We start from the raw sequence: 21,751 nt of genomic DNA on the forward strand, positions 1-21,751 counted from the left end.
CTCAGATCGCGCGCGCGGCCGAGGCGACGATGCGCCCGTCGAGCATGTCGATCCGCCGCCGCGCCAGATCGGCGTGAGCGGGCGAATGGGTGACCATCACGATGGTCGCGCCCGCCTTGTTGAGCGCGGTGAGAATGTCCATCACCTGGGCGCCGTTTTCGGTGTCGAGATTGCCGGTGGGCTCGTCGGCAAGGATCAGTTTCGGATCGCCGACGATGGCCCGCGCGATGGCGGCGCGCTGCTGCTGGCCACCCGACAGCTGATGCGGGAAGTGCCGCGCGCGGTGGGCGATGCCCACCCGGTCCATCGCCGCCATCACCTTCTCGCGCCGGTTGGCCATGGCCGGGCGGCGATAGGCCAGCCCCAGCGCGACATTCTCCTCGATGGTGAGATCGTCGATCAGGTTGAAACTCTGGAACACGAAGCCCAGCATCTCGGCGCGGAACTGGGCCAGGCTGCTTTCATCGAGCATGGCCAGATCGCGTTCGGCGAAGAGATAGCGCCCCTCGCTGGGCCGGTCGACAGTGCCCAGCGTGTTGAGCAACGTCGATTTGCCGCAGCCCGAAGGCCCCATGATCGCCAGAAATTCGCCCTGCGCGACCTCCAGATCGATGTCGGCAAGGGCGGTGGTCTCGACCTCGTCGGAGGTGAAGCGGCGCTGGATGTTTTCGAGCCGGATCATGGCAATGTCCCTTGCGTTGGCCAATGTTGATGACGCTTCAGCGGATGTTGATGATGTCGCCCTTCACGGCGGCGGTGTTGGTGGTGACGATGCGCGCCCCCGGCGCGAGGCCCGAGAGCACCTCGGCCACCTCCGGATTACGGCGGCCGATGCGGATCGCGGTGCGCCGGGCATGGCGGCCATCGGCATCGACCACAAAGGCCGAGCTGCCCCCGCCGCTGTCGACCCAGCCGCCGACCGGCGCCAGCAAGGCCTCTCGCGCCGCGCCCAGCGTGACGCGCGCATCGATGGTCTGGCCCCGGTTGAGCCCGGGCGGCGGCGCGCCCGCAAAGGTCAGTTCGATGCGGAAGCGGCCATCGGTCACGCTGGGCAGCACGCGCGAGACGGTCAGACGCAGATCGCCCGCCGCCGCCTTCTGCCCGACAGCCACGCGGCCCAGATAGAATTCATCGACATCGGCGATCAGCTTCCACGATCCCTCGCTGTCGATCTGCCCCGCCGTATCGCCCGCTTTCAGCGTCTGCCCGGGCTGAAGCGTGAAATTGGTCAGGCGCCCGGCCACCGGGGCGCGGATCACCAGCGCATCGAGACCGGCGCGCACGGCGGCGCGGTTGGCCTCAAGCTCGCTGCGCGCCTGCGCCAGACGGCCCGCCTGCTGGGTGGCGGTGCGGTTTTCCGCCGCCTGCCCCTTGGCCAGCCCGGAGAGGCGGCGGCCCTGATAATCGGCCTCCTCGCGATAGGAGCGCACCCCTGCGTCGGAGACGAAGCCCATATCGTGCAGCTGCTGGCGCACATCCAGCTCGCGTCGGGCTTTGAGCAGATCGTAGCTGGCGGTCGCGGTCTGATCGGCGCGGTCGAGGCGGCTGCGTTCCAGCGCCAGATCCTCGCCGGTCAACTGGCCCAGCTGGCTGGTGATCGCGGCCTCGCGGGTCAGCACATCGAGCTTGAGTTGCGGATTGGTCAGCTCGGCCAGCGGCTGGCCCGCCGTGACCAGCGTGCCATCCTGCACCGCCAGCCGCGCCACCTGCCCGCCCGCCATGGCGCTGAGCAGGGTGGTGACACGCGGCGCCACCGAGGCGCGCAGCGGCAGCGTGTCGTCGAAGCGCCCGTGCTGGACGAGGCCAGTCTCCAGATCGGCGGCGGCGAGGTCGGTCGAGCCCCCCGCGGGCAGGAAGAACCACAACAGCGCCAGCCCGGCCACCACCCCCGCGCCCAGCAGCATACGGCGCTGCCGCCACCATGGCGCGGCGGCGCGCGCGATGCGCCTGTCCATCGCGCCGCCGCTGGAGGGGCTTGTCTGGCTTGCCGGTTCGTTCATCATGAAGCCATTATCATGTGAAACGGCGAAAAAACCTAAAGCACTATGAATCAAGGACAATCACACAGTCAGCCGGAGCATGACCGTCCGGATGCGAACGCAGTGTCCGAAAATGGACAGTGCGGGGACGCTGCAAGTGGCGCGACGATTCTGCTGATCGACGACAATGCCGATGTGGCGCGGGCGATGGAGATCGCCTGCCGCATCGCCGGGCATGACATCGTGGCGGTCCCCTCGCCCGAGGAGGCGCTGTCACGGCTGGCGCTGCAGCGCTTCGATGCCATTCTGCTCGATCTCAACTTCTCGCCCGGCCAGACTGACGGGGAAGAGGGGCTGGCCCTGCTGGCGCGCATTCTGGCCACCACGCCCGATGCGCGGGTCTTGGTCATCACCGCGCATAGCGGGGTGCGCATCGCCGTGGCCGCGATGCAGGCTGGGGCCAGCGATTTCGTGATGAAACCATGGCGCAATGCCGAGCTGATCGCCAAGATCGAGGCCGCCATCGCCCGCCCGTCGCGGATCGCCGCCGCCCCGCGCCCGGCCCCCACTGGCGAGCCGGTGCATATTCTGGGCGACAGCCTCGCCATCGAACGCATGCGCGCGCTGGTGCAACGCATCGGCCCCACCGAGGCCAGCGTCGCAGTGACCGGCCCTGCCGGATCGGGGCGCTCGCTGGTGGCCGCCGCGCTGCATGCGGCTTCGGCGCGGGGGGCGATGCCATCGGTCACGGTCGATCTTGCCGATCCCGAGGCCTGGGGCAGGCTGGCCGCAACAGAGGCCACGCTGATCCTGCGCAATGCGGACCAGATCGATGCGGTGATGCAGGGCCGCCTGCTGGAGCGGCTGATGCCGGAGGCCAGGGTGATCGCCATCCTCACCCATGCCGCCGGGCTTGGCGCGCCGCTGCGCGCCCGCATCGCCACCATCGAGATTGCCGTGCCGCCGCTGGCGGAGCGCGATGGCGATGCCCTGCTGCTGGCGCGCCATTTCGCGCGGATCGCGGCGCAGCGCCATGGCGGCCCGGCGCCGCGCTTCACCTTCGGCGCCGAAGCCTTGCTGACGCGCAGGACATGGCCGGACGAGGTGCGTGGCCTGGCGCTGGCCATCGAGCGGGCGGTGCTGCTCGCCGAGAATGGCGTGATCGAGGCGACGGCCATCACGCCCCCTGTCGTCGTCGTCGCCACCGAGCCTACAGCACGCTTCGATCTGGCCGACAGCGAAAAGGCGATGATCGCCGCCGCACTGCGCGAGCATCATCACAATGTCACCCATGCCGCTGCGGCTTTAGGGTTGACGCGCGGCGCGCTCTATCGGCGGATGGAGCGCCATGGCCTTTAAAGGCGATCCAAGCGCGCTGATGACGGGGGTCGCGCTGGCCCTGGGCGGCGCGGCAATGACCGGCGCCTGGCAACATGCCTTGTGGGCCAGTGTGGCGGGCGCGCTGCTGGTGATCGTCTGCCTGCTGGCGCGGCTCTGGATCGGGCATGCCGCGCTTTCGCCCCCTCGTGACGCGACCCTTGCCGCCGCCACTGGCGAGGAGACGATGCCGCTGCGCCTGCTGCTCGATCAACTGCCCACCCCGCTGGTCGGCATCCAGAGCGATGGCGCGCGAGCGCTGAACCGCGCAGCCCGTGCGCTGTTTGCCACGCAGGATCACATCGCGCCGGTGCCCGATCCGCTGCTATCTCCGGCCGCATCGCGTCTGGCCCATGCCGGGCGTCACTGGCGCATCGACCGGGTGGAGGCGAGCGGGACGACCGGCGCCCGCACCATCCTCGCGCTGATCGACATCGAGGCCGAGGAGCGCACCGGTGAAGCGCGCGCCGCCGCCGAAATGATCCAGGTGATGGGGCATGAGGTGCTCAATGGCCTGGCGCCCATCGCCTCACTCGCCGAAAGCGGGCTGGCTGCCTGGCAACAAAGTGAGGCGCAACGCGCGCTGCTGATGCCCGACATTCTTGCCACGCTGGCGCGGCGGGCTGAAAGCCTTCAGCGTTTCACCGAAGCCTATCGCACCCTTGCCCGCCTGCCGGAACCCACCCGCGCACCCATCGCCATGGATGATTTCATGGGCGATCTCACCCTGCTGTTCGCAGGGCGCTGGCGCAGCGGGATCACCTTGCGGGTGGAGCCGGGACCAGACGGCGCCAGCTTCATGGCCGACCGGGATCAGCTGACCCAGGCGGTTTGGGCCTTGCTGCAAAATGCTGCTGAGGCTGCGCTGGACGGGCAGCAGACGCCTTGGGTGGGGTTCGACATCACCTGCGAAAAGGACCGGATCCTGATCCTTGTCAGCGACAGCGGCAAAGGCGTGGCCTCTGCTGAACGGGGGAAGATCTTCCATCCATTTCATACAACGAAACCCAATGGCACAGGTATCGGCCTCAGCCTCAGCCGCCATATCGCTCGTGGTCATCGCGGCGACCTCTACTTGCGAGAGACACTGCCCACGACCTTCGTGGTGGCTCTACCACAGGATGGTTGAAAAGACCGATGGCGCTGACAAAGCGGACGCTCACCCAGTTTAGATGCGCCCCGGTCTCCTGCCATTCGTTCATCGATATCCTGCAGAGAGCGAACGCTGCTGCTTGGAACAAACCCGCCGCCCGGAGGGGCTCCGCGTAACGGCAGGAGCCGTGCGGCGCTCGCGAAGGAGCGCAGATCGTTGAGCAATACCGGTAAAGGCCCGCCATGAGATAATCTCATGTCAGATACGATTTATGATCTTTTGTCAGCCCGATGCTCCGCAGATATGCCTTCCTTCCTCGCTGATGGAGGAGCCTAGCCATCTCGCCAAAGACAGAGGCGTTTGACGATGAAATTCACAACACGATCCCTCGCCTTGGGCGTACCGGCGCTTTTGTGGTGGCCTGCGTTCGCCCGCTGCGATGCTGACCTGATCACGCGTATGAGCGCACGACCGGGGGACGGATCGGTCACGACATGGCCCGCGATACTGGCGTCGCGTTGCCACGGCCAAAAATGCGGATCGTCATCACGGTTTATACGCGCAGGGAAAGCCGGCCGGGACGCAGTTCGACAGGACCTTTCCGGCGTCGGCAGGCTCGTCGCATCCACACTGGTTTGAGATATAAGCAAGCAGGCAACAATAAGATGGAGCGTTCGGCTAATGCAAAGGCGGCATTTCATAGCAGGCAGTGCGATAGCGCTGCTAGCATCTCGTGCATCGTCTGGCCTGCGAACGGTGCTCCCCGCCGTCGCGCTCTATGAGGCCGGCAGCGGCGGACATGCCGGTGTTTACGCCCAAAATCTGCGCACGGGTGTTCAGCTTGCATGGCGTGCGACAGAACGGTTCGTGATGTGCAGCACCTTTAAGGCCTCGCTTGCCGGTCTTGTTCTGGCGCGGGTCGATCAAGGCCGCGATCGGCTTGACCGCGAAATTCCGTTCTCACCTACTGATGTACCCGATTGGTGGGCGCCAGTTGCCAAGGCCAAACTGGCCAGAGGCGCACTATCGGTGAGCGAGATGTGCCAGGCCATTGTCGAGCAAAGCGATAACACCTGCGCCAATCTCTTGCTGGCCAGCGTAGGTGGACCGGCCGCGTTAACCGCGTTTTGGCGGGCGATAGGTAATCGCGACACGCGGTTGGACGATACCGAGCCTTCACTGAATACCACGCCGCCAGACGGCCTGCGCAACACCACCACACCGGTCGCGATGGCCTCAATCCTGCGCCAACTTTTGCTCGGACAGGTGTTGTCGAACGATGCTCGTGGTCGGCTCCGCAACTGGATGATCGGATGCCAGACCGGTGCCGACAGATTGCGTGCAGGATTGCCCACGGATTGGGTGATTGCCAACAAAACCGGCAATAATGGTAAGGATGCCGCAGGGGACATTGCGCTCGTTTGGCCACGCCCGGACGAACCAATCGCGATCTGCGTTTACACTCGAGGCGGCAACCCAACGCCGCTGCAGAAAAAGGATCTGTTCGAAGGCGTAGCACGGTCGGTAGCAACAGAGCTTGCATGATGGTCTACGCCCGCGAGGCATGCTCAGCCAACCAATGGAAAATGTTCGTTTCGCCGCCAAAGCGGACTTTCTTTGGCTGAAACCGTGCCATCAGAGGCGCCCGCCCTCTCACATCAACAGGGATGCTCATCCAGGCTGATGCAGGGGTTTGCTCCTGCCGATCGCGGTTTCCGTCTTGTCGTTTACATTTGTCGATGATACATCTACAAATGTAAACAGGAGGCGTCATGGAGCGCATTACCGAAAGCGAACAGCTGATTTTACGGGCGCTGTGGGATGGGCAACCCATGACCGCTGCCGAAGTCGGGGCAGCCATGGAGCGCGAACGCGGCTGGAGCCTGAGCACCGTCAAGACCTTGCTGGCACGGCTCGTCGCTAAGGATGCGGTGGTTCATGAGGCAGATGGACGTCGCTTTATCTATCGTGCTGCGCTGTCACGCGAACATTTCGCGACGCATCAGTCGCGGCAGTTGATCGACACTCTGTTCGGCGGACGCGCGGCGCCCCTCGTTGCGCATCTGGCGCGCGGCGGCGCACTCACGCCCGATGACATTGCCGAAATCGAGGCCCTGTTGAAGGCGATCAAGGCGTGACCGGCTGGATCGCGCAGACACTTCTTGCCTCAACGCTGCTGATGATCGTGGTGGCGGCACTCCGCCGCCTGCTGAGCGGCCGCGTGGGGCCCAAATTCATCTACGCCCTCTGGTTGCTGCCGGCCTTGCGCATGGCGATACCGCCACTGCCATTGCTGGACGCAGAGCCTCTCCCCGCCGGACCGGCAGCGAGGGCCGATGCATCCCTCCTCGATGCGACAAGGCCGGATCTCGCCGCCATGCTGCTCACGGTCTGGCTGATCGGCGCGTTCCTCTGGCTCGCCTGGCAATGCGCGCGCTATTGGCATTTCCTGCGAACGGCGCGGAGCGATCGCATCGAGACCACAATACTCGCCTCCGGCATTCCCGTTCACGGCAGCGGCGTTGTCGACGGCCCTGTCGCTGTGGGCATATGGCGGCGCGAGATACTCATTCCGCTCGATTTCGAAGCGCGTTTCGATCCGTGTGAGCAGCATTGCGCCCTTGCCCATGAAGCGATGCATCACCGGCGGCGCGACCTGCTCGCCAATCTGGCCGCGATGGTGGTGCTGGCTCTGCACTGGTTCAACCCCTTCGCCCATCGCGCGCATCTGCTGTTCCGTGGGGATCAGGAGCTGGCTTGCGACGCCGATGTGTTGCGCAAGCTGGGACAGGCGCATGCCGGCACCTATGCCCGCACGCTGCTCAAGGCGACCGCAGGCGGGGCGGCCGTGCTGTGTCGCCTCAGCGAGGTGGCGCTGCTGAAGCATCGCCTGCGCGGCCTTGCGCTCGACTTGCCGCAGCGCCGACAGGGACATATCCCGGCGCTGGTACTTGCGCTCGGCGGTGGCGCCCTTGTGCTCAGCGCGGCGACGCGCGTGATGACGCCTTCCGCAACAGCCATAATCCCCGTCGCAACCTCGCCCCAGCGCATGGCGCCGCAGTCCGCGCGAATGGTCGGCAAAAGGCTGGTACCGGCGCGTATCGCCACAGGCAGCGCACGGGTTCAGGCCGTGCCATCTCCGTCATTTGACGCGCCCGAGGCCGATCGCGCAGCCGTAACGACAGAGGCTGCGTCAGCGCTGGCCGCAGCAAGAGGGCGCCCGATCAATGACCCGGCCTATCTCGAACAGCGCGCCGCAGCGGGCCTGGCGCGGGCACAGGCCCGCTACCCTTCCCCCGAAGCTGCCGCAGCGGCGCGCGGCCGGCCGATCCTGACGCCATCCCCGCTCTCATAAATCGCATTCGCTTCCTGCACCGCACAACATTGCTGGAGCTTGATATGACCCCGCACCTTTGGTTCGGCAGCCGCCATCGCTTTGTCTGCCGCATAGCCCCGCTGATCCTCGCCATCCTGCCGATGCCCGCGCCCGCGCAAAGCGTTCCGGTCGATGCTGCAACCGCCGTTGACCATTATCTTGGCGCGCAAATGTCCAGGCTGCGCATTCCGGGCCTTGCGGTGGCAGTGGTCAAAGAGGGCAGGATTGTCCTGGCGCGCAGCTACGGGATCGGCAGTGTCGAATTCGGCCTTCCGGTGAGAGACGATACGGTCTTTGCCATCAACTCGATCACCAAGGCTTTCACCGGCGTTGCGGCGATGCGTCTGGTCGACAAGGGGAAACTCGACCTCTCCGCGCCGGTTGGCCGATATCTGAAAGACTTGCCTGAGGCATGGCGCGGCGTGACCATCCGCCAGTTGCTCAGTCACCAATCCGGCCTGCCTGATGTGATGCGCGCGCCCACGGTTGAAACTGATGCCGCTGTGGCATGGACATGGGTCCAGCAACAACCGGTCCGCTTCGCGCCGGGGGATCACTTCAACTATTGCCAGACCAACTACACGCTTGTTCAGCGCGTGCTCAACAAGATCGAGGGGCGAGCCCTCGACGCGCCGCTTGCCGGGGAGCAACTGCAGCTCGCGGCCATGGCGCACACCTCTTATGGCGATGCCTATGACATGATCCCGAACAAGGTGCCGACCTATCGCTGGTCGCTTCCTGGGCCTTTCGTGAACGGCTACAGCGCTGCAGCGCCCGACACGCCGCGCCAGATGCAGGAGACATCGGAACGCTTCCTGCCATTCCGGCGCGCCTCATCGGGGCTCAACAGCACGGCGATCGACATGGCGCAGTGGCTGATCGCCCTTGAGAAGGGCTCGCTGCTCACCGCCCCGGCCCGCGAAACGATGTGGCAGCCCCTTGCCTTTACCGACGGAACGCCCGGCCAATGGGGCATGGGCTGGGAGATCCTCGCGCGCGGCAGCCATCGCGCGGTCGGCATGACCGGCGGAGGACGCGCTGCGGTGTTTTACTATCCCGAGGATCATGTCGGCGTTGTCATCCTCACCAATCTGACAGGCGCATTTCCCGAGGATATGGTCGACAAGATCGCGTCACTCTATGCGCCCGATTTGCCGCTGACAGGCGTGCCCGCACTGCGCATCAGACTTGAGGAAGAGGGGTACGAGCATGCGGCTGCGGCAGCAGCGGCGATCAAGGCCGGAAATCCGGGGCTGGTATGGTCCGAAGACGAGCTGAATGACTGGGGCTATCGCCTGCTCAGCAACGGGCGGGCGCAGGATGCGGTGCCGCTGTTCGCCTTCATCGCAGCCGAATTTCCCAAAAGCGTGAATGCACACGACAGTCTGGCTCAGGCTTATCACGTCGTCGGAGAGAGAGCGGCGTCGGCACAAGAATACCGACGTGTTCTGGAGCTGGACCCAGCCAATGCAGCGGCGAAACGGCACCTTGCCGAACTCGTCGGCGCGTGATCGATGCGCTAAGAGTGCCTACAGGATCGCAAGGCCAGCGCAGGGATGAGTAGGCAGCGCGTTCCGTCTGCCCACTCCCGCCGCCATAGCAGTCGTCTACGGCCCCGCCCGATCTCTTCAAGAGCGGCCGATCATTCACGTGGATCAGTCAGCCCTCGACGAACTGCCTCAGACTTTGTGTCCTGCCCAATCGCGCATAATGCGCGAAGAATTCGGATGAAAACAAGCCGTCCTTGCTAAACCGCAACCACCGTCCGAGCATAGCGCATCGGCGGCATGCCAACATGGCGTGAAAAAGCGGTGCTGAACGTGCTTGCCGAACCATAGCCGACCTGGGCGGCGACATGTTCGATAGCAAGTTCATGCGAGCGCAACAGGCGCTTGGCCAGCGCCATGCGCCACGCCAGCAGGTATTCCATCGGAGGCAGTCCGACGACGCGATGAAAGCGTGCACAAAAAGCCGAGCGCGACATGGCCGCTTCAGCGGCAAGATCGGCAACCGTCCAGCCATGCGCAGGCCGGCCATGCATGGCGCGCAAAGCCGAAACCAGACGCTCATCCGACAGGCCGCGCGCGACACTGGGCACGGACGTGACATCAGCGCCAAACCGCAGCGCCTCGATCAGCAACACCTCGAGCAGGCGTTCCAGCACCAATTCGCGTCCCGGTCTTGTATGGCGGGTTTCATCGCCCACCAGTTGCAGCAACAGCGCAAGCCGCGGCGCCCCGCGCGCCACAATCATCGCGGGCAACAGTGACACGAGCAAAGCGGCATCGGGCGAGGAAAAGCTGCACAGCCCGACCTGCATCCGCAGATTGACCGGCTCTGACGGCGGGCCGATGCGAAATCGCCCCTCGCCGATGTCCACCGGCATCATCGCGATCCCATGCGGCGGCGCCTCAATGCTTTCCACGATGTGATCGCTGGTGGATGGCGAGAGCACGAAATCGCCCTGACGCACGATGATCGGCGGGCGGCCCGACGATACGACCCGGCACTCTCCCTCCAGGACCGCGAAAAAGACAGGCTTGCCTTCGATGTCGCGGCGAACGCGCCACCGCCCGCCATATTCTACGAGCTTGGAATAGCTGGCCGAGGGCTGGAGCAGCGTCACGATCTCGGCAAGCGGGTCAACGGACATAACAGGACTATCGCCAATGAATTCGAGACAGCTGGCCATAACTGATCCTGCAAGCCATGGCCACATCGGGATGACCGTTCACACTCGTGGAGTAATCTCATGCCCACCGTTTTCATCACCGGCTGTTCCTCGGGCTTTGGTCTCGAAACCGCCCGGCACTTTCTGGCGAAAGGCTGGAACGTCGTTGCCACGATGCGCCAGCCCAAGGCCGACATCCTGCCCGCATCCGATCGGCTGACCATATTGCCGCTTGATGTCACCGATCCTGCAAGCATCGCCAAAGCGCTGGCGCAGGCGGGCGATATCGACGTTTTGGTCAACAATGCCGGGTTCGGTGCTGCTGTGCCCATCGAGTTGATTGAGCCGGACACGGCGCGCCAACTGTTCGAGACCAACACCTTGGGCACGCTGGCGATGCTGCAGGCCATTTTGCCCAAATTCCGCGAACGTCGCAGCGGCACCATCATCAACGTCACATCAACGGTCACGCTCAAGCCGCTGCCTCTCGTCAGCGTTTACCGCGCGAGCAAGGCGGCCGTGAACGCTCTTACCGAAAGTCTGGCGGTTGAAATGCAGCCGTTCGGCGTGCGTGTGCACATCGTCCTGCCCGGACGCTCGCCCGAGACGAATTTCGGCAACAATGCCCTGCCGCACCTGCGTGGGCTCGATAACCCCGATTACAAGCCGATGATCGAAGGCATGATCGCCAGATTCCGTGAGGATAGCGGCCCGGTTACCCATGCGAGTGACGTGGCCGAGGCGGTGTGGCAGGCCGCCACCGATCCGGGCGCGCCGCTCAGGATTGCGGCAGGAGAGGATGCTGTGCAGTGGATGGCCGAAGCAGGTTAAACGCCATTGAGCCATGGGCAAAGCTGTTCCAGCCCTGAACCGTCTTTGCAAGGCAAGCGCGCGGCCTCAGCCCCGCGCGCTTGCATCTTTGGTTCGGGTCCTATCCCTTACGAGCAACCGTGGCAGGGCGCGGATCTACCAGTGCATGGCTCACATCGCAGCAGCGAGCGTACACTGCCGCTGACAAAGCTGACGTCCAAGGGCACATTCCTGCTCGTCGAATGCTCGCCTTCGTTCATGCGGCACTCCAGGTCTGAAGCCTCGGGCAAATGCGGTGCGGTTCAACCGCCTGAGAAGCTCCTCAGCGGGGAGCCGGCAATAAAACCCGGAGTCTTCGCGAGGCCGGCCTTTTGAACAGATCCGTCTAGGGCTCCTCGCGATCGATCCGCTGGACCACCCATGTCTTAGCGGGGACGGCAACGCTGGCCCCCTGCTCCTCTCTATCATTGCCCACAAGGTCAGGTTGACATTTCGGATTTCCGCTTCGGAACCGTAGTCAAGCTCTTTCGTTCAGTACCTATCCACGCATTACCGCTTAAGGCATGTGCATTGGAATAGGGAAGGAAATCAATGGAACAGGAAATCATGCCATCTCGGAAAACGCCCGCTACGCTTTTCGTGATGAACAGGCTTGGCATGATTCTACCTGTTGTGGATGACACATTTGGGAGCTGTGCGATGCTTCTAGTAAAGATGTCTCCGCCGAAAGATGGATCAGCCTTGTGGATCGAATCTATGGGTCAGAAGTTCGATGCCTCATGGATTGATTCTCATTTTAGATCGAATCGCATTGTTGATCAAAGTTGAGAATAATCGATGATTTGTATCATGTTGCAGTCCTCACTTCACGCAGCCCGCCGTGCTGGCAGGCCAATGGATACTCCTTTCACTGCGCGGGCGAACGCGGTCCAGGCCTGACGATGCGAGATGGAGCTTGCTCCAAGCCTTATGCTCAGTCTCGTCAGACTTGGGCGGCGCTAATTCATTAGTTTTTGAGCGGCATCGGCAGGTTGATCAGTTCCAGGTCGGTGGCCTTGACCCAAACCATCATGGCTGCGCGAATTGGGGCGTGCCGCGCGAGACGCGGCAGAAGGCTTCCGCATCTTAAGCGACGCGCAACCGGCCGGATCGGACCCATTGACCTTGCGGCCGCTGATGTTCGCGTCCGTCTGGGAGTGTCGGTGCGCTGGTGGGCATGCGCCAGTCGCCGTATCGGCCCCGTCGATTGGGGCTAGCGCATTTCCTACCGATACGGTGGCGGCCCATCCCTTGCGGATCGAGAACGTGTCCTCGATCCGCAAGGCCAAATGCATGCGAGATTGATGGCGATTCAGACCGAGGTCTGCTGCGCGCAGCCTAAGAGGGTCAACTTTGGAACGGCCGTTTCAGGGATATCTCAAGCTGAAGGGACAGCAGGGCGACGAAAGGTATCGTAACTGCCGAATTGCCAAAACGAGGGGTCGAGAAGCCGCCAACCATGGCACCGCCCAAAAAGCAAAGGCAGATAACGGCAAAGGTCCCAGCTTGTCGCAAAGCCCGGAAATCAAGTTTGGGGACCAGACCTTTGAACAGTGTCTCGGCAAAGCGCCGTGGATTTCCCATCGTCAACGGCGAATTGTAGCCTACCCCTCACTGGGTTACAGACACACCTTAGCCAACAGGCCGCTGTATCAAAGTACCCGAAGGCGCACGCATTCCAGCAGGGCCAATATCAATCAGTTGATTAATATCGTTTAGAAATTTCCTGAGAACCTCGGAAGGATTGTCCGCCCGATAGCCCACGGCAAGGTCGATCGTGGGCGCTTCACCACTCAGCGGGCGGCTCACCACCGACTGATCGGCCCCCACTGAGTGGTCCGTGTTGATTGTTAGTGCATTGTTGCTTCCGGCGCCATGGTCGACCGTAGGTGGAGCGCAGCGGAACCGGAGGGCGGCCATGGCGGCGTCGCTGTTTCCGGTGCCGGCGGTCGATAGCCGAGCGAGCTGTGCGGGCGGATGGTGTTATAGTGCCGCCGCCAGGCTTCGATCAGGATCTTCGCCTCGGCCAGCGTGTAGAAGATCTCCCCGTTCAACAGTTCATCGCGCATCGAGCCGTTGAAGGACTCACAATAGCCATTTTCCCATGGGCTGCCGGACGTGATGTAGAGCGTCTTCACACCGATCCTGGCCAGCCATTGCTGCACGGCCGCGGCGATAAATTCAGGACCATTGTCCGAACGTATATGTGCCGGCGGGCCGCGGGTGATGAACAGATCGGCCAGCGCCGCCAGCACATCCTCGCTTCTGAGCCGTCTCGCGACCGGCAAGGCCAAGCACTCCCTGCTGGCCTCGTCGATGATCGATAGGATGCGGAACTTGCGGCCTTCGTGGGTGCGGCCCTCGACGAAGTCGTAGGACCACACATGCCCCGGATACTCGGGTCGCAGCCGGATGCACGATCCGTCATTGAGCCAGAGACGGCCGCGTTTCGGCTGCTTCTGCGGCACTTTGAGCCCCTCGCGCCGCCAGATGCGCTCGACCCGCTTGCGGTTCACGTGCCAGCCGGCATCGCGCAGCAAGGCCGTCACCCGGCGATAGCCATAACGACCATATTGCCGAGCCAGAGCGATGATGTCCTCTGTGAGAGCTGCTTCCTCGTCTGCCCCGCGGGGGCCTTGCGCTGTGTCGATCGATGCTGGCCGAGCACACGGCAGACCCGCCGCTCGGAGACAGTCATCATCCCTTGGATGTGGTCGATACAGCGACGTCGGCGCGCGGGGCTCAGTAGTTTCCCCGTGCAGCCTCCTGGAGGATCATCTTGTCTAGCGTTAGGTCCGACACCGCCTGCCGAAGCCGAGCATTCTCGCGCTCCAAGTCCTTCATCCGCCGCGCCTGATCCATCTTCAGGCCGCCATACTCCTTGCGCCAGCGATAATAGCTCTGTTCGGTGACGCCGATCCGTCGGCAGGCATCCGCCACCGTCCCACCCTGCGCCAGCACGATCTCCGCTTCACGCAGCTTGCCGATGATCTCCTCCGGCTTGTGCTTCCGAGCCATTCCATTCCTCCTTCGTGATCCAGACTATGATAGTCGATGGGCCACTCAGAAGGGGGCAGATCACATGGAACCATGCACCAGCTTGTTCTCCAGCGCGATAACACGCCGCCCCAATCGCCAGCGAACGGCCCGTGAATACAACCAGATCGGCGATATTCCCAGAAAGAGGAACAGAATGGCGATCAGTCCAATAGGGCATTCCAGATGAACGTAGGTGCCATCGCCCAGCGGCCAAAGATTGATGACCGCCCTGCTCCAATTCATCGCGATGAACGCTACAAGGATCGCCGTGACGAGCATCAAGGCAACAGTCCGAATGGTCCGCATTTTTCCTCCTGCGTTCGCATACCGGGCGGACACCCGATACATTGATCCCTGTGTTTTACGAGCGTGCAGCCGAAAGTGACCAGTAAATAATGGTCGTCGATCTAGCAGTGGCGCGATCCGCAACACCGGGGATGCCAATTGCCCCTACGGTTCGAAGTACCCACGGCTGCCGAGCGCTGGCGAGACATGATTTCACGCTACCCAGGATCATGCAGCGGGCGGACGTCAAGCAGCTACAACTTCGCCGCAGGGATCCTGCAGCACATAGCCGCGGCCCCAGACGGTTTCGATGTAATTCTCGCCGCTGCATGAATGGGCCAGCTTCTTGCGCAGCTTGCAGATGAAGACGTCGATGATCTTGAGTTCGGGCTCGTCCATCCCGCCATAGAGGTGGTTGAGGAACATTTCCTTGGTCAGCGTCGTACCCTTGCGGAGCGAAAGCAGCTCCAGCGTGGCATATTCCTTTCCGGTCAGATGGACGCGGGCGCTGTCCACTTCGACGGTCTTGGCGTCAAGGTTGACGCAAAGCTTACCGGTGCGGATGACCGATTGCGAATGCCCCTTGGACCGGCGCACCACGGCGTGGATGCGGGCGATCAGTTCCTCGCGGTGGAACGGCTTGGTCACGTAATCGTCGGCGCCAAAGCCGAAGGAGCGGACCTTGGAATCCATTTCGGAAATGCCCGAGAGGATGAGCACCGGCGTCTGCACCTTGGCGACGCGCAGCTTTTTCAGCACCTCATAGCCGTGCATGTCGGGCAGGTTCAGGTCGAGCAGAATGATATCGTAATCATAGTGCTTGCCCAGATCCAGGCCCTCTTCGCCAAGATCGGTCGAATGGACGTTGAAGCCCTCCGTGGTCAACATCAACTCAATCGCGCGGGCCGTGGTAGGCTCGTCTTCGATCAACAACACGCGCATATGGGCCTACCCCCATGTCTGGAACCAGCGAACATGTGCTCACACGGATCATATTCGTCATTAACCATGGTTAGTTGAGCGATAACGGTGAATTTCCAGTAAATGAAGGCTGCGTAGATCGGGCGATTTTTGAGAACCAAAATTGCATGGCGACCGAGGCATGTTGAAGATACAAGGAAGGGGAGGTTTTGGAACACCCCATGCAAGAAGCCCGCTTGACCGTCCGGGCACGCCCAAGCGCTGGCATCGGGCAAACGGACCGTCAGTTCGTGCTTGTGCATGACTGGCCGGGCCGAGGCGATCAACTTCGCGACCCACCACCAGATCCTCAATCGAGCCCGTTGGAGAACGCGCGCCGTTGCCAGGCGCTTGCTCACCATGTTCGTTCAGCGGTTCGTGCCCCACGGTCGTGTCATCATCGGCATGGATGATACCATCGAGCATCGGTGGGGACGCCGGATCAACGCGCGGGAGATTATACCGCAACCCAGTCCGCTCCAGGCAGGGCCATTTCGTCAAGCCAACGGGCTGCGCTGGCTGAGCTTCATGGTGCTAACGCCCCTGTCATGGACCAGCCTGATCAAGGACTTGCCGGTCCTGACCTTGCTTGCTCCATCAGAGCGAGCCAACCGCCAACGCGGTGGACGGTACAAGCTGTTGACGGACCGGGCTCGGCAGGGCGCACTCCAGTTGTGCCGCTGGGTTGCCAGGACGCCGGGTGATCTTCGTGGGCGACAGCAGTTTTGCCGTCCACGAACTGGTCCATGCTATCACACGGCGTGCAACGCTCATCACCCGGCTGCGGGTGGATTCACGCCTGTTCGCCCCTCCCCCGCAACGAACCTCCCGCACGATAGGGCGGCCCGCGCAAAAAGGCGCGGCGCTGCCCAAGCTCAAGACGCTGCTGTCCGCCCCCACGACATGCTGGATAAGGATCCTTGTTTCTGCCCGGTACGGCCACAATGAGAGCAAAGCCCTCGATATCAAGTCCGGCACCGTGGTACAGGCCGGACACATGGCAGCAAGCGATCCGTTCAAATTATCCGCTAAAAATCCTTGCAAGAGTGCGGCCGTCCACACAAGTCTCTAGGCTGTGAGCGAAGGCCCCGAGGCAAAAGCAAAGAGCGTTCGAAAAATTGTCAGTTTCTGACGATCAATTCTATTGGTTTGGAACGCCTGCAACTCTTATGGTCCGACTCCCGTCGGATGGATCCGACATGAGCGGTGCTTTGAACAAGGTATGGAAATGAAGCGGTCCAGCAAACGGCAGGATGACAGATCGATGTTGATGCCCATTGCGCTCCCCTTCACCCCATGGCCAACGACCGTTTATTCCTGTTGGGGCCACCGATGAAACAGACCAACGCTATCCGCTTTCTGCTCAATGGCGAGCCCACTGTGCTTGCCGATGCCGACCCTACCGGTACGCTGCTGGATTGGCTGCGCTATCAGGCCCGCGCCACCGGCAGCAAGGAAGGGTGCGCCGAGGGCGATTGCGGCGCCTGCACCGTGCTGGTCGGGGAACTGGCCGAGGCAGATGACAGCATATCGTGGCGCGCGGTCAACGCCTGCATCCAGTTCCTCCCGATGCTCGACGGGCGCGCGGTGATGACGGTGGAGGGCCTCGCCCCCAAGGGCACGATGTCCCCGGTGCAGCAGGCACTGGTGGATTGCCACGGCTCGCAATGCGGCTTTTGCACGCCGGGCTTCGTCATGAGCCTGCAAGGCCGGGCCATGGGCGCCATGGGCACGCAAGACGCCAGCATTGGCGATGTGCTGGCCGGCAATCTGTGCCGCTGCACCGGCTATGGCCCCATTCTGAAGGCGGGGCGCCGCTGCCCCCCCCGGCTCGGCCGCGGTAGAGGATGCGGCGCTGCGCGGCAGGCTGCTGGCGCTCCGGCGCGAACAGGCTTTGGCGCTTGCTCATCATGACACCACCGCCGGGCAGACCCGCCAGGCCTTCGCCCCCCGCAGCGCCGATGCCTTGTCCGCCCTGCTGCTGGCTCATCCTCAGGCGCGGATCGTGGCCGGGGCCACGGATGTTGGCTTGTGGGTCACCAAACAGCATCGCGATCTCGAAGCGCTGGTGTTCCTTGGTGATTGCGCCGATCTGCGCCGTATCGAGGAGACGCCGCAGGGGCTGCGCCTCTATGCCGGCGTGCGTTACAGCGAGGCGCATCCCGCCCTGGCCCGCCTCGCCCCCGATCTGGGCGAGCTGGTGCGCCGCATCGCGGGGACTCAGGTGCGCAATGCCGGCACCATCTGCGGCAACATCGCCAATGGCAGCCCGATCGGCGACATGCCCCCGGCGCTGATCGCGCTCGATGCCCGCCTGGCCTTGCGCCATGGCGACACCAGACGCGAGATCGCGCTGGAGGACTTCTTCATCGCCTATGGCAAGCAGGATCGCGCGCCGGGCGAATGGGTCGAAAGCGTGTTCATCCCCCGCCCCGCTGGCGAAACGCAGATCCATATCGCCAAACTGTCCAAACGCTTCGACAGCGATATTTCCGCCGTCTGCGGCGCCTTCGCCCTGACGATCTCCAGCGATATCGTGCAAAGTGCCCGCATCGCTTTCGGCGGCATGGCCGCCACCCCTGCCCGCGCCGCCCATGCCGAGGCTGCCCTGATCGGCCACCCCTGGACCGCCGCCACGGTCGAGGCGGCCTGCGCGGCGCTGGCGCGGGATTACACCCCGCTGACCGACATGCGCGGCTCGGGCGCCTACCGCCTCGCCGCCGCCGCCAATCTGCTGCGCCGCATCCATGCCGGCGGCCCCGGCGTGCTGGACAACGCCATAACGGACAGCCACGCACAGGTGGCCCATGGATAAGGCGCAGACCTTTCTCGTCCACAAGCCCACCGCGCATGACAGCGCCCCGGCGCAGGTCTCAGGCCGCGCGCTTTATGCCGACGATCTGCCCGAGATGCCGGGCCTGCTCCATCTGGCCTTCGGGCTGTCGACGCAGGCCCATGCCGGGATCACCGCGATCGACCTGGCCGCCGTCCGCGCCGCGCCCGGGGTGGTGGCCGTCTATACCGCCGCCGATATTCCGGGCCGCAACGATGTCTCCCCCTTCGCGGGCGATGATCCCATGCTGGCGCAGGGCGAGGTGCTGTTCCTCGGCCAGCCTATCTTTCTGGTCGCGGCCACCAGCGCGCGGGCGGCGCGGCGCGCGGCCAGGCTGGGCCGCATCACCTATGATCCCCGCCCGGCCATCCTCACCATCGAGGAGGCGCTGGCGCAAGGCAGCCTGATCGAGGCCAGCCAGACCATGGGCCACGGCGATGTCGATGCCGCGCTGGTGCAAGCGGCGCATCGCCTTGCCGGCCATCTGGACATCGGCGGGCAGGATCATTTCTACCTCGAAGGCCAGATCGCCGTGGCGGTGCCGGGCGACGATGGCACGATCCATCTTCATGCCTCCACCCAGCACCCTTCCGAGGTGCAGCATCTGGTCGCCCATCTGCTGCACCTCAATTCCGCCGATGTGACGGTGGAGGTGCGGCGCATGGGCGGCGGCTTCGGCGGCAAGGAGACCCAGCCCGCGCTTTTCGCTGCCGCCGCCGCGCTGGTGACGCATCACACTGGCCGCCCCGCCAAATTCCGCGCCGACCGTGACGACGATATGGAGATCACCGGCAAGCGCCATGATTTCCACATCGACTATGATGTGGGCTTCGACGCCGCGGGCCGCATCGCGGGCCTGCGCCTGACGCTGGCCTCGCGCTGCGGCTGGTCCACCGACCTGTCCCCCGCGATCAACGACCGGGCGATGTTCCACGCCGACAATTGCTACCATCTGCCCGCTGTGGAGATCATCAGCCACCGCTGCCGCACCAACACCGTGTCGAACACCGCCTTTCGCGGCTTTGGTGGCCCGCAGGGCATGGTCGCCATTGAGCGGGTGGTGGATCACATCGCCGCTCATCTGGGGTGCGAACCGCTTGATGTGCGGCAGGCCAATTTCTACGACATGCCCGGGCAGGACAGCGGGCGGCGCATCACCCCCTATGGCATGGCGGTCGAGGATTTCATCGCGCCCGAGATCATCACCCAACTGGAAGCCAGCAGCCATTACCGCGCCCGCACCGATGCCGTGGCAGCCTTCAACGAGGCGCATGCGGTGCTGAAGAAGGGCATTGCGCTCACCCCCGTCAAATTCGGCATCAGCTTCACCACCACCCATCTCAATCAGGCGGGCGCGCTGGTGCTGGTCTATGCCGATGGCTCGGTCAGCCTCAACCATGGCGGCACCGAAATGGGCCAAGGGCTCAACATCAAGGTGGCGCAAGTGGCCGCCGATGTCTTTGGCATCGGGCTGGATGCGGTGAGGATCACCTCGACCCGCACCGACAAGGTGCCCAACACCTCGGCCACCGCCGCCTCTTCGGGCAGCGATCTCAACGGTATGGCGGCCTATAACGCCGCGATCCAGATCCGCGACCGGATCGCCGCCATGCTGGGCGAGCAACACGGTGTCGATCCCGAAACAGTGCTGTTCACGCCCAAGGGGGTGCTGGTGGGCAATCTGGCGCTGCCCTTTGCCGATGTGGCGAAACAGGCCTGGCTCAACCGCGTGCAGCTTTCGGCCAGCGGCTTCTATGCCACGCCCGAGATCGCCTACGACCGCGCCAAGCACAAGGGCCGCCCCTTTTACTACTTCGCCTATGGCGCAGCCGTCAGCGAGGTGGTGATCGACACGCTGACCGGCGAATATCGCGTGCTCTCGGCCGATATCCTGCATGATGCGGGCCGCTCGCTGAACCCGGCGATCGACCTGGGGCAGGTCGAGGGGGCCTATATTCAGGGCATGGGCTGGCTGACCACCGAGGAGCTGGTGTGGAACGACAAGGGCCGCCTCACCACTCACGCGCCTTCCACCTACAAGATTCCCACCGCCAACGACCGCCCGGCGCGGATGGAGATCGCCCTGTGGCATCGCGGCAGGGCGCATGTGCCCACGATCCATCGTTCCAAGGCGGTGGGCGAGCCGCCCTTCATGCTGGCGATCAGCGTCTTTTCGGCGCTGACCAACGCGGTGATGGCCGCCGCGCCGGGCAAGGGCTTCCCCCGTCTGGATGCCCCCGCCACCGGCGAGCGCATTCTTGCCGCCATCGCCGATCTGAAGGCGCGCGATGGGTAGCGCCGCGCCTCTGGGCCACGCATCGGCCACCCGCGCCCCTTTCGGCTGGGCCTTGACCGCCCGCGCGCTGCTGACCGAGCAAAAGGTGGCGCTGGTGACCATTCTGGCAACGCAGGGCTCCACCCCGCTTGGCCCCGGCGCGCGCATGGTGGTCACACACGCGGGCCTGGCAGCGGGCAGCGTGGGCGGCGGCGCGCTGGAGGTCACCGCCATCACGCAGGCGCAGGCGATCCTTGACCAGCCGCAAGGCGCATGGCGGGTGCAGGATTATCCGCTGGGCCCGCTGCTGGGGCAATGCTGCGGCGGCAAGGTGCGGCTGCTGGTCGAACATCTCGATCCGGCGCGGGCGGACTGGCTGGCCGATCTGGCGCCCTCCCGGACGGTGGCCGCAAGGCTGGATGAAGGGCGCGTGACGCGCGAGGTGGTGGCAGCCGGCATGGCGCCGCCGCTCAACGATCCGCGCGGCGCCAGACCGGTGGCGGGCGAGAGCTTTGCCGAACCGCTGGGCGAAGCGGGGCGCCCCGTGCTGGTCTTCGGCGCGGGGCATGTCGGGCTGGCGCTGTCGGCCGTGCTGGCACCGCTGCCTTTTGCGCTGGCCTGGTATGACGGTCGGCCGGAGTTTGCCCGCCCCGGCGTGCGCTTCGCCGGGGAAGCAGAGCTCCTCGCCGCCATCGACGTCGCTCCGCCCGAGGCCGCGATCCTGATCATGACCCATGATCACGGGCTTGACTACCGCCTGACGGTGGCGGCGATGCAGCGCCCCTTCGCCTTGATCGGCGTGATCGGCTCGGCCACCAAGCGGGCGCGCTTCCTCTCACGCATCGAGCGGGAGGGGATCGCCGATGCTGGCAAGCGGCTGGTGTGCCCCATCGGGATGGAGGGCATCAGCGGCAAGGATCCGGCCGTGATCGCCATCGCCGTGGCCGCCCAATTGCTGATGCTGGGCAAGCCATCGGTGTGAGAGGGATGCGTCCGCCGCGCCCATCCGCCGCC

Annotated in this window: 17 protein-coding genes and 1 pseudogene; 12 read left to right on the forward strand and 6 right to left on the reverse strand. The window is 64.2% G+C overall.

The annotated features are described in order from the left end of the window. Position 1 precedes the first annotated feature (1 nt). Together ABDW49_RS28010 and ABDW49_RS28015 are read right to left on the reverse strand one after the other, a co-directional pair. Positions 2 to 682, reverse strand: a complete 681-nt coding sequence (locus tag ABDW49_RS28010; RefSeq protein WP_343617190.1) for an ABC transporter ATP-binding protein — start codon at positions 680 to 682, stop codon at positions 2 to 4. A gap of 37 nt (positions 683 to 719) precedes the next feature. Next, complete coding sequence (locus tag ABDW49_RS28015; protein ID WP_343617192.1) at positions 720 to 2,003, reverse strand: HlyD family efflux transporter periplasmic adaptor subunit; 1,284 nt, start codon at positions 2,001 to 2,003, stop codon at positions 720 to 722. A gap of 99 nt (positions 2,004 to 2,102) precedes the next feature. Between ABDW49_RS28015 and ABDW49_RS28020 the strand changes: the two genes are divergently transcribed. From ABDW49_RS28020 to ABDW49_RS28045, 6 genes are all read left to right on the forward strand, one after another. Beyond that, complete coding sequence (locus ABDW49_RS28020) at positions 2,103 to 3,338, forward strand: response regulator (RefSeq protein ID WP_343617194.1); 1,236 nt, start codon at positions 2,103 to 2,105, stop codon at positions 3,336 to 3,338. Continuing rightward, a complete protein-coding gene (locus tag ABDW49_RS28025) occupies positions 3,328 to 4,485 on the forward strand; it encodes a HAMP domain-containing sensor histidine kinase (RefSeq protein ID WP_343617196.1) in 1,158 nt (385 codons plus the stop codon). Before ABDW49_RS28020 ends, ABDW49_RS28025 begins: the two co-directional genes overlap by 11 nt. Before the next feature lie 720 nt (positions 4,486 to 5,205). Continuing rightward, on the forward strand, positions 5,206 to 5,994 hold the full coding sequence (gene bla, locus ABDW49_RS28030; protein ID WP_343617198.1) for a class A beta-lactamase: 789 nt from the start codon (positions 5,206 to 5,208) through the stop codon (positions 5,992 to 5,994). Between the two features lie 227 nt (positions 5,995 to 6,221). Next, a complete protein-coding gene (locus ABDW49_RS28035; RefSeq protein ID WP_343617199.1) occupies positions 6,222 to 6,587 on the forward strand; it encodes a BlaI/MecI/CopY family transcriptional regulator in 366 nt (121 codons plus the stop codon). Beyond that, positions 6,584 to 7,804 (forward strand): M56 family metallopeptidase, encoded by a 1,221-nt coding sequence (locus ABDW49_RS28040; RefSeq protein ID WP_343617200.1) that lies wholly within the window; start codon positions 6,584 to 6,586, stop codon positions 7,802 to 7,804. Before ABDW49_RS28035 ends, ABDW49_RS28040 begins: the two co-directional genes overlap by 4 nt. Positions 7,805 to 7,848: 44 nt before the next feature. Beyond that, positions 7,849 to 9,336 (forward strand): serine hydrolase, encoded by a 1,488-nt coding sequence (locus ABDW49_RS28045; RefSeq protein WP_343617202.1) that lies wholly within the window; start codon positions 7,849 to 7,851, stop codon positions 9,334 to 9,336. A 236-nt stretch (positions 9,337 to 9,572) separates the two neighbouring features. On the opposite strand, the gene ABDW49_RS28050 is transcribed toward ABDW49_RS28045, so the two are convergent. Beyond that, on the reverse strand, positions 9,573 to 10,544 hold the full coding sequence (locus ABDW49_RS28050; protein WP_343617204.1) for an AraC family transcriptional regulator: 972 nt from the start codon (positions 10,542 to 10,544) through the stop codon (positions 9,573 to 9,575). A 33-nt stretch (positions 10,545 to 10,577) separates the two neighbouring features. Between ABDW49_RS28050 and ABDW49_RS28055 the strand changes: the two genes are divergently transcribed. Further along, positions 10,578 to 11,327, forward strand: coding sequence for an SDR family oxidoreductase (locus ABDW49_RS28055; protein ID WP_343617206.1), 750 nt, complete (start codon positions 10,578 to 10,580; stop codon positions 11,325 to 11,327). Positions 11,328 to 13,195: 1,868 nt separating this feature from the next. Here ABDW49_RS28055 and ABDW49_RS28060 read toward each other — a convergent pair. The 3 genes and pseudogenes from ABDW49_RS28060 to ABDW49_RS28070 form a co-directional block, all read right to left on the reverse strand. Next, positions 13,196 to 14,363 (reverse strand): annotated as a pseudogene (locus ABDW49_RS28060) (IS3 family transposase). A gap of 60 nt (positions 14,364 to 14,423) precedes the next feature. Further along, positions 14,424 to 14,690, reverse strand: coding sequence for a LapA family protein (locus tag ABDW49_RS28065; protein WP_343617208.1), 267 nt, complete (start codon positions 14,688 to 14,690; stop codon positions 14,424 to 14,426). 225 nt (positions 14,691 to 14,915) lie between these two features. Then, positions 14,916 to 15,611, reverse strand: coding sequence for a response regulator transcription factor (locus ABDW49_RS28070; protein ID WP_343617209.1), 696 nt, complete (start codon positions 15,609 to 15,611; stop codon positions 14,916 to 14,918). A gap of 718 nt (positions 15,612 to 16,329) precedes the next feature. Between ABDW49_RS28070 and ABDW49_RS28075 the strand changes: the two genes are divergently transcribed. The 5 genes from ABDW49_RS28075 to xdhC all read left to right on the forward strand — a co-directional run bounded on the left by ABDW49_RS28075 (position 16,330) and on the right by xdhC (position 21,719). Then, entirely contained in the window at positions 16,330 to 16,701 is a 372-nt protein-coding gene (locus ABDW49_RS28075) for a hypothetical protein (RefSeq protein ID WP_343617211.1), read from the forward strand. A 260-nt stretch (positions 16,702 to 16,961) separates the two neighbouring features. After that, positions 16,962 to 17,543 carry a 2Fe-2S iron-sulfur cluster-binding protein gene (locus ABDW49_RS28080; RefSeq protein WP_343617213.1) on the forward strand — a complete coding sequence of 194 codons (582 nt, stop codon included), beginning with the start codon at positions 16,962 to 16,964 and terminating at the stop codon, positions 17,541 to 17,543. Then, positions 17,524 to 18,444: an FAD binding domain-containing protein gene (locus ABDW49_RS28085; protein WP_343617215.1), complete on the forward strand. Its 921-nt coding sequence runs from the start codon at positions 17,524 to 17,526 to the stop codon at positions 18,442 to 18,444. The genes ABDW49_RS28080 and ABDW49_RS28085 overlap by 20 nt, the downstream gene beginning before the upstream one ends. Beyond that, positions 18,437 to 20,758 carry a xanthine dehydrogenase molybdopterin binding subunit gene (xdhB, locus tag ABDW49_RS28090; RefSeq protein ID WP_343617217.1) on the forward strand — a complete coding sequence of 774 codons (2,322 nt, stop codon included), beginning with the start codon at positions 18,437 to 18,439 and terminating at the stop codon, positions 20,756 to 20,758. Before ABDW49_RS28085 ends, xdhB begins: the two co-directional genes overlap by 8 nt. Then, complete coding sequence (gene xdhC, locus ABDW49_RS28095; RefSeq protein ID WP_343617219.1) at positions 20,751 to 21,719, forward strand: xanthine dehydrogenase accessory protein XdhC; 969 nt, start codon at positions 20,751 to 20,753, stop codon at positions 21,717 to 21,719. Before xdhB ends, xdhC begins: the two co-directional genes overlap by 8 nt. The last annotated feature ends 32 nt before the right edge of the window (positions 21,720 to 21,751 follow it).

The organism is Novosphingobium sp., from assembly GCF_039595395.1.
In the GTDB taxonomy this organism is placed as follows: domain Bacteria; phylum Pseudomonadota; class Alphaproteobacteria; order Sphingomonadales; family Sphingomonadaceae; genus Novosphingobium.

What these genes read in the sequence shown, in the direction of transcription:
- ABDW49_RS28010 (WP_343617190.1), bottom strand. Translation starts at nt 682, where the DNA reads ATGATCCGGCTCGAAAACATCCAGCGCCGCTTCACCTCCGACGAGGTC.
- ABDW49_RS28015 (WP_343617192.1), bottom strand. Translation starts at nt 2,003, where the DNA reads ATGATGAACGAACCGGCAAGCCAGACAAGCCCCTCCAGCGGCGGCGCG.
- ABDW49_RS28025 (WP_343617196.1), top strand. Translation starts at nt 3,328, where the DNA reads ATGGCCTTTAAAGGCGATCCAAGCGCGCTGATGACGGGGGTCGCGCTG.
- ABDW49_RS28035 (WP_343617199.1), top strand. Translation starts at nt 6,222, where the DNA reads ATGGAGCGCATTACCGAAAGCGAACAGCTGATTTTACGGGCGCTGTGG.
- ABDW49_RS28045 (WP_343617202.1), top strand. Translation starts at nt 7,849, where the DNA reads ATGACCCCGCACCTTTGGTTCGGCAGCCGCCATCGCTTTGTCTGCCGC.
- ABDW49_RS28050 (WP_343617204.1), bottom strand. Translation starts at nt 10,544, where the DNA reads ATGTGGCCATGGCTTGCAGGATCAGTTATGGCCAGCTGTCTCGAATTC.
- ABDW49_RS28055 (WP_343617206.1), top strand. Translation starts at nt 10,578, where the DNA reads ATGCCCACCGTTTTCATCACCGGCTGTTCCTCGGGCTTTGGTCTCGAA.
- ABDW49_RS28065 (WP_343617208.1), bottom strand. Translation starts at nt 14,690, where the DNA reads ATGCGGACCATTCGGACTGTTGCCTTGATGCTCGTCACGGCGATCCTT.
- ABDW49_RS28070 (WP_343617209.1), bottom strand. Translation starts at nt 15,611, where the DNA reads ATGCGCGTGTTGTTGATCGAAGACGAGCCTACCACGGCCCGCGCGATT.
- ABDW49_RS28080 (WP_343617213.1), top strand. Translation starts at nt 16,962, where the DNA reads ATGAAACAGACCAACGCTATCCGCTTTCTGCTCAATGGCGAGCCCACT.
- xdhB (WP_343617217.1), top strand. Translation starts at nt 18,437, where the DNA reads ATGGATAAGGCGCAGACCTTTCTCGTCCACAAGCCCACCGCGCATGAC.
- xdhC (WP_343617219.1), top strand. Translation starts at nt 20,751, where the DNA reads ATGGGTAGCGCCGCGCCTCTGGGCCACGCATCGGCCACCCGCGCCCCT.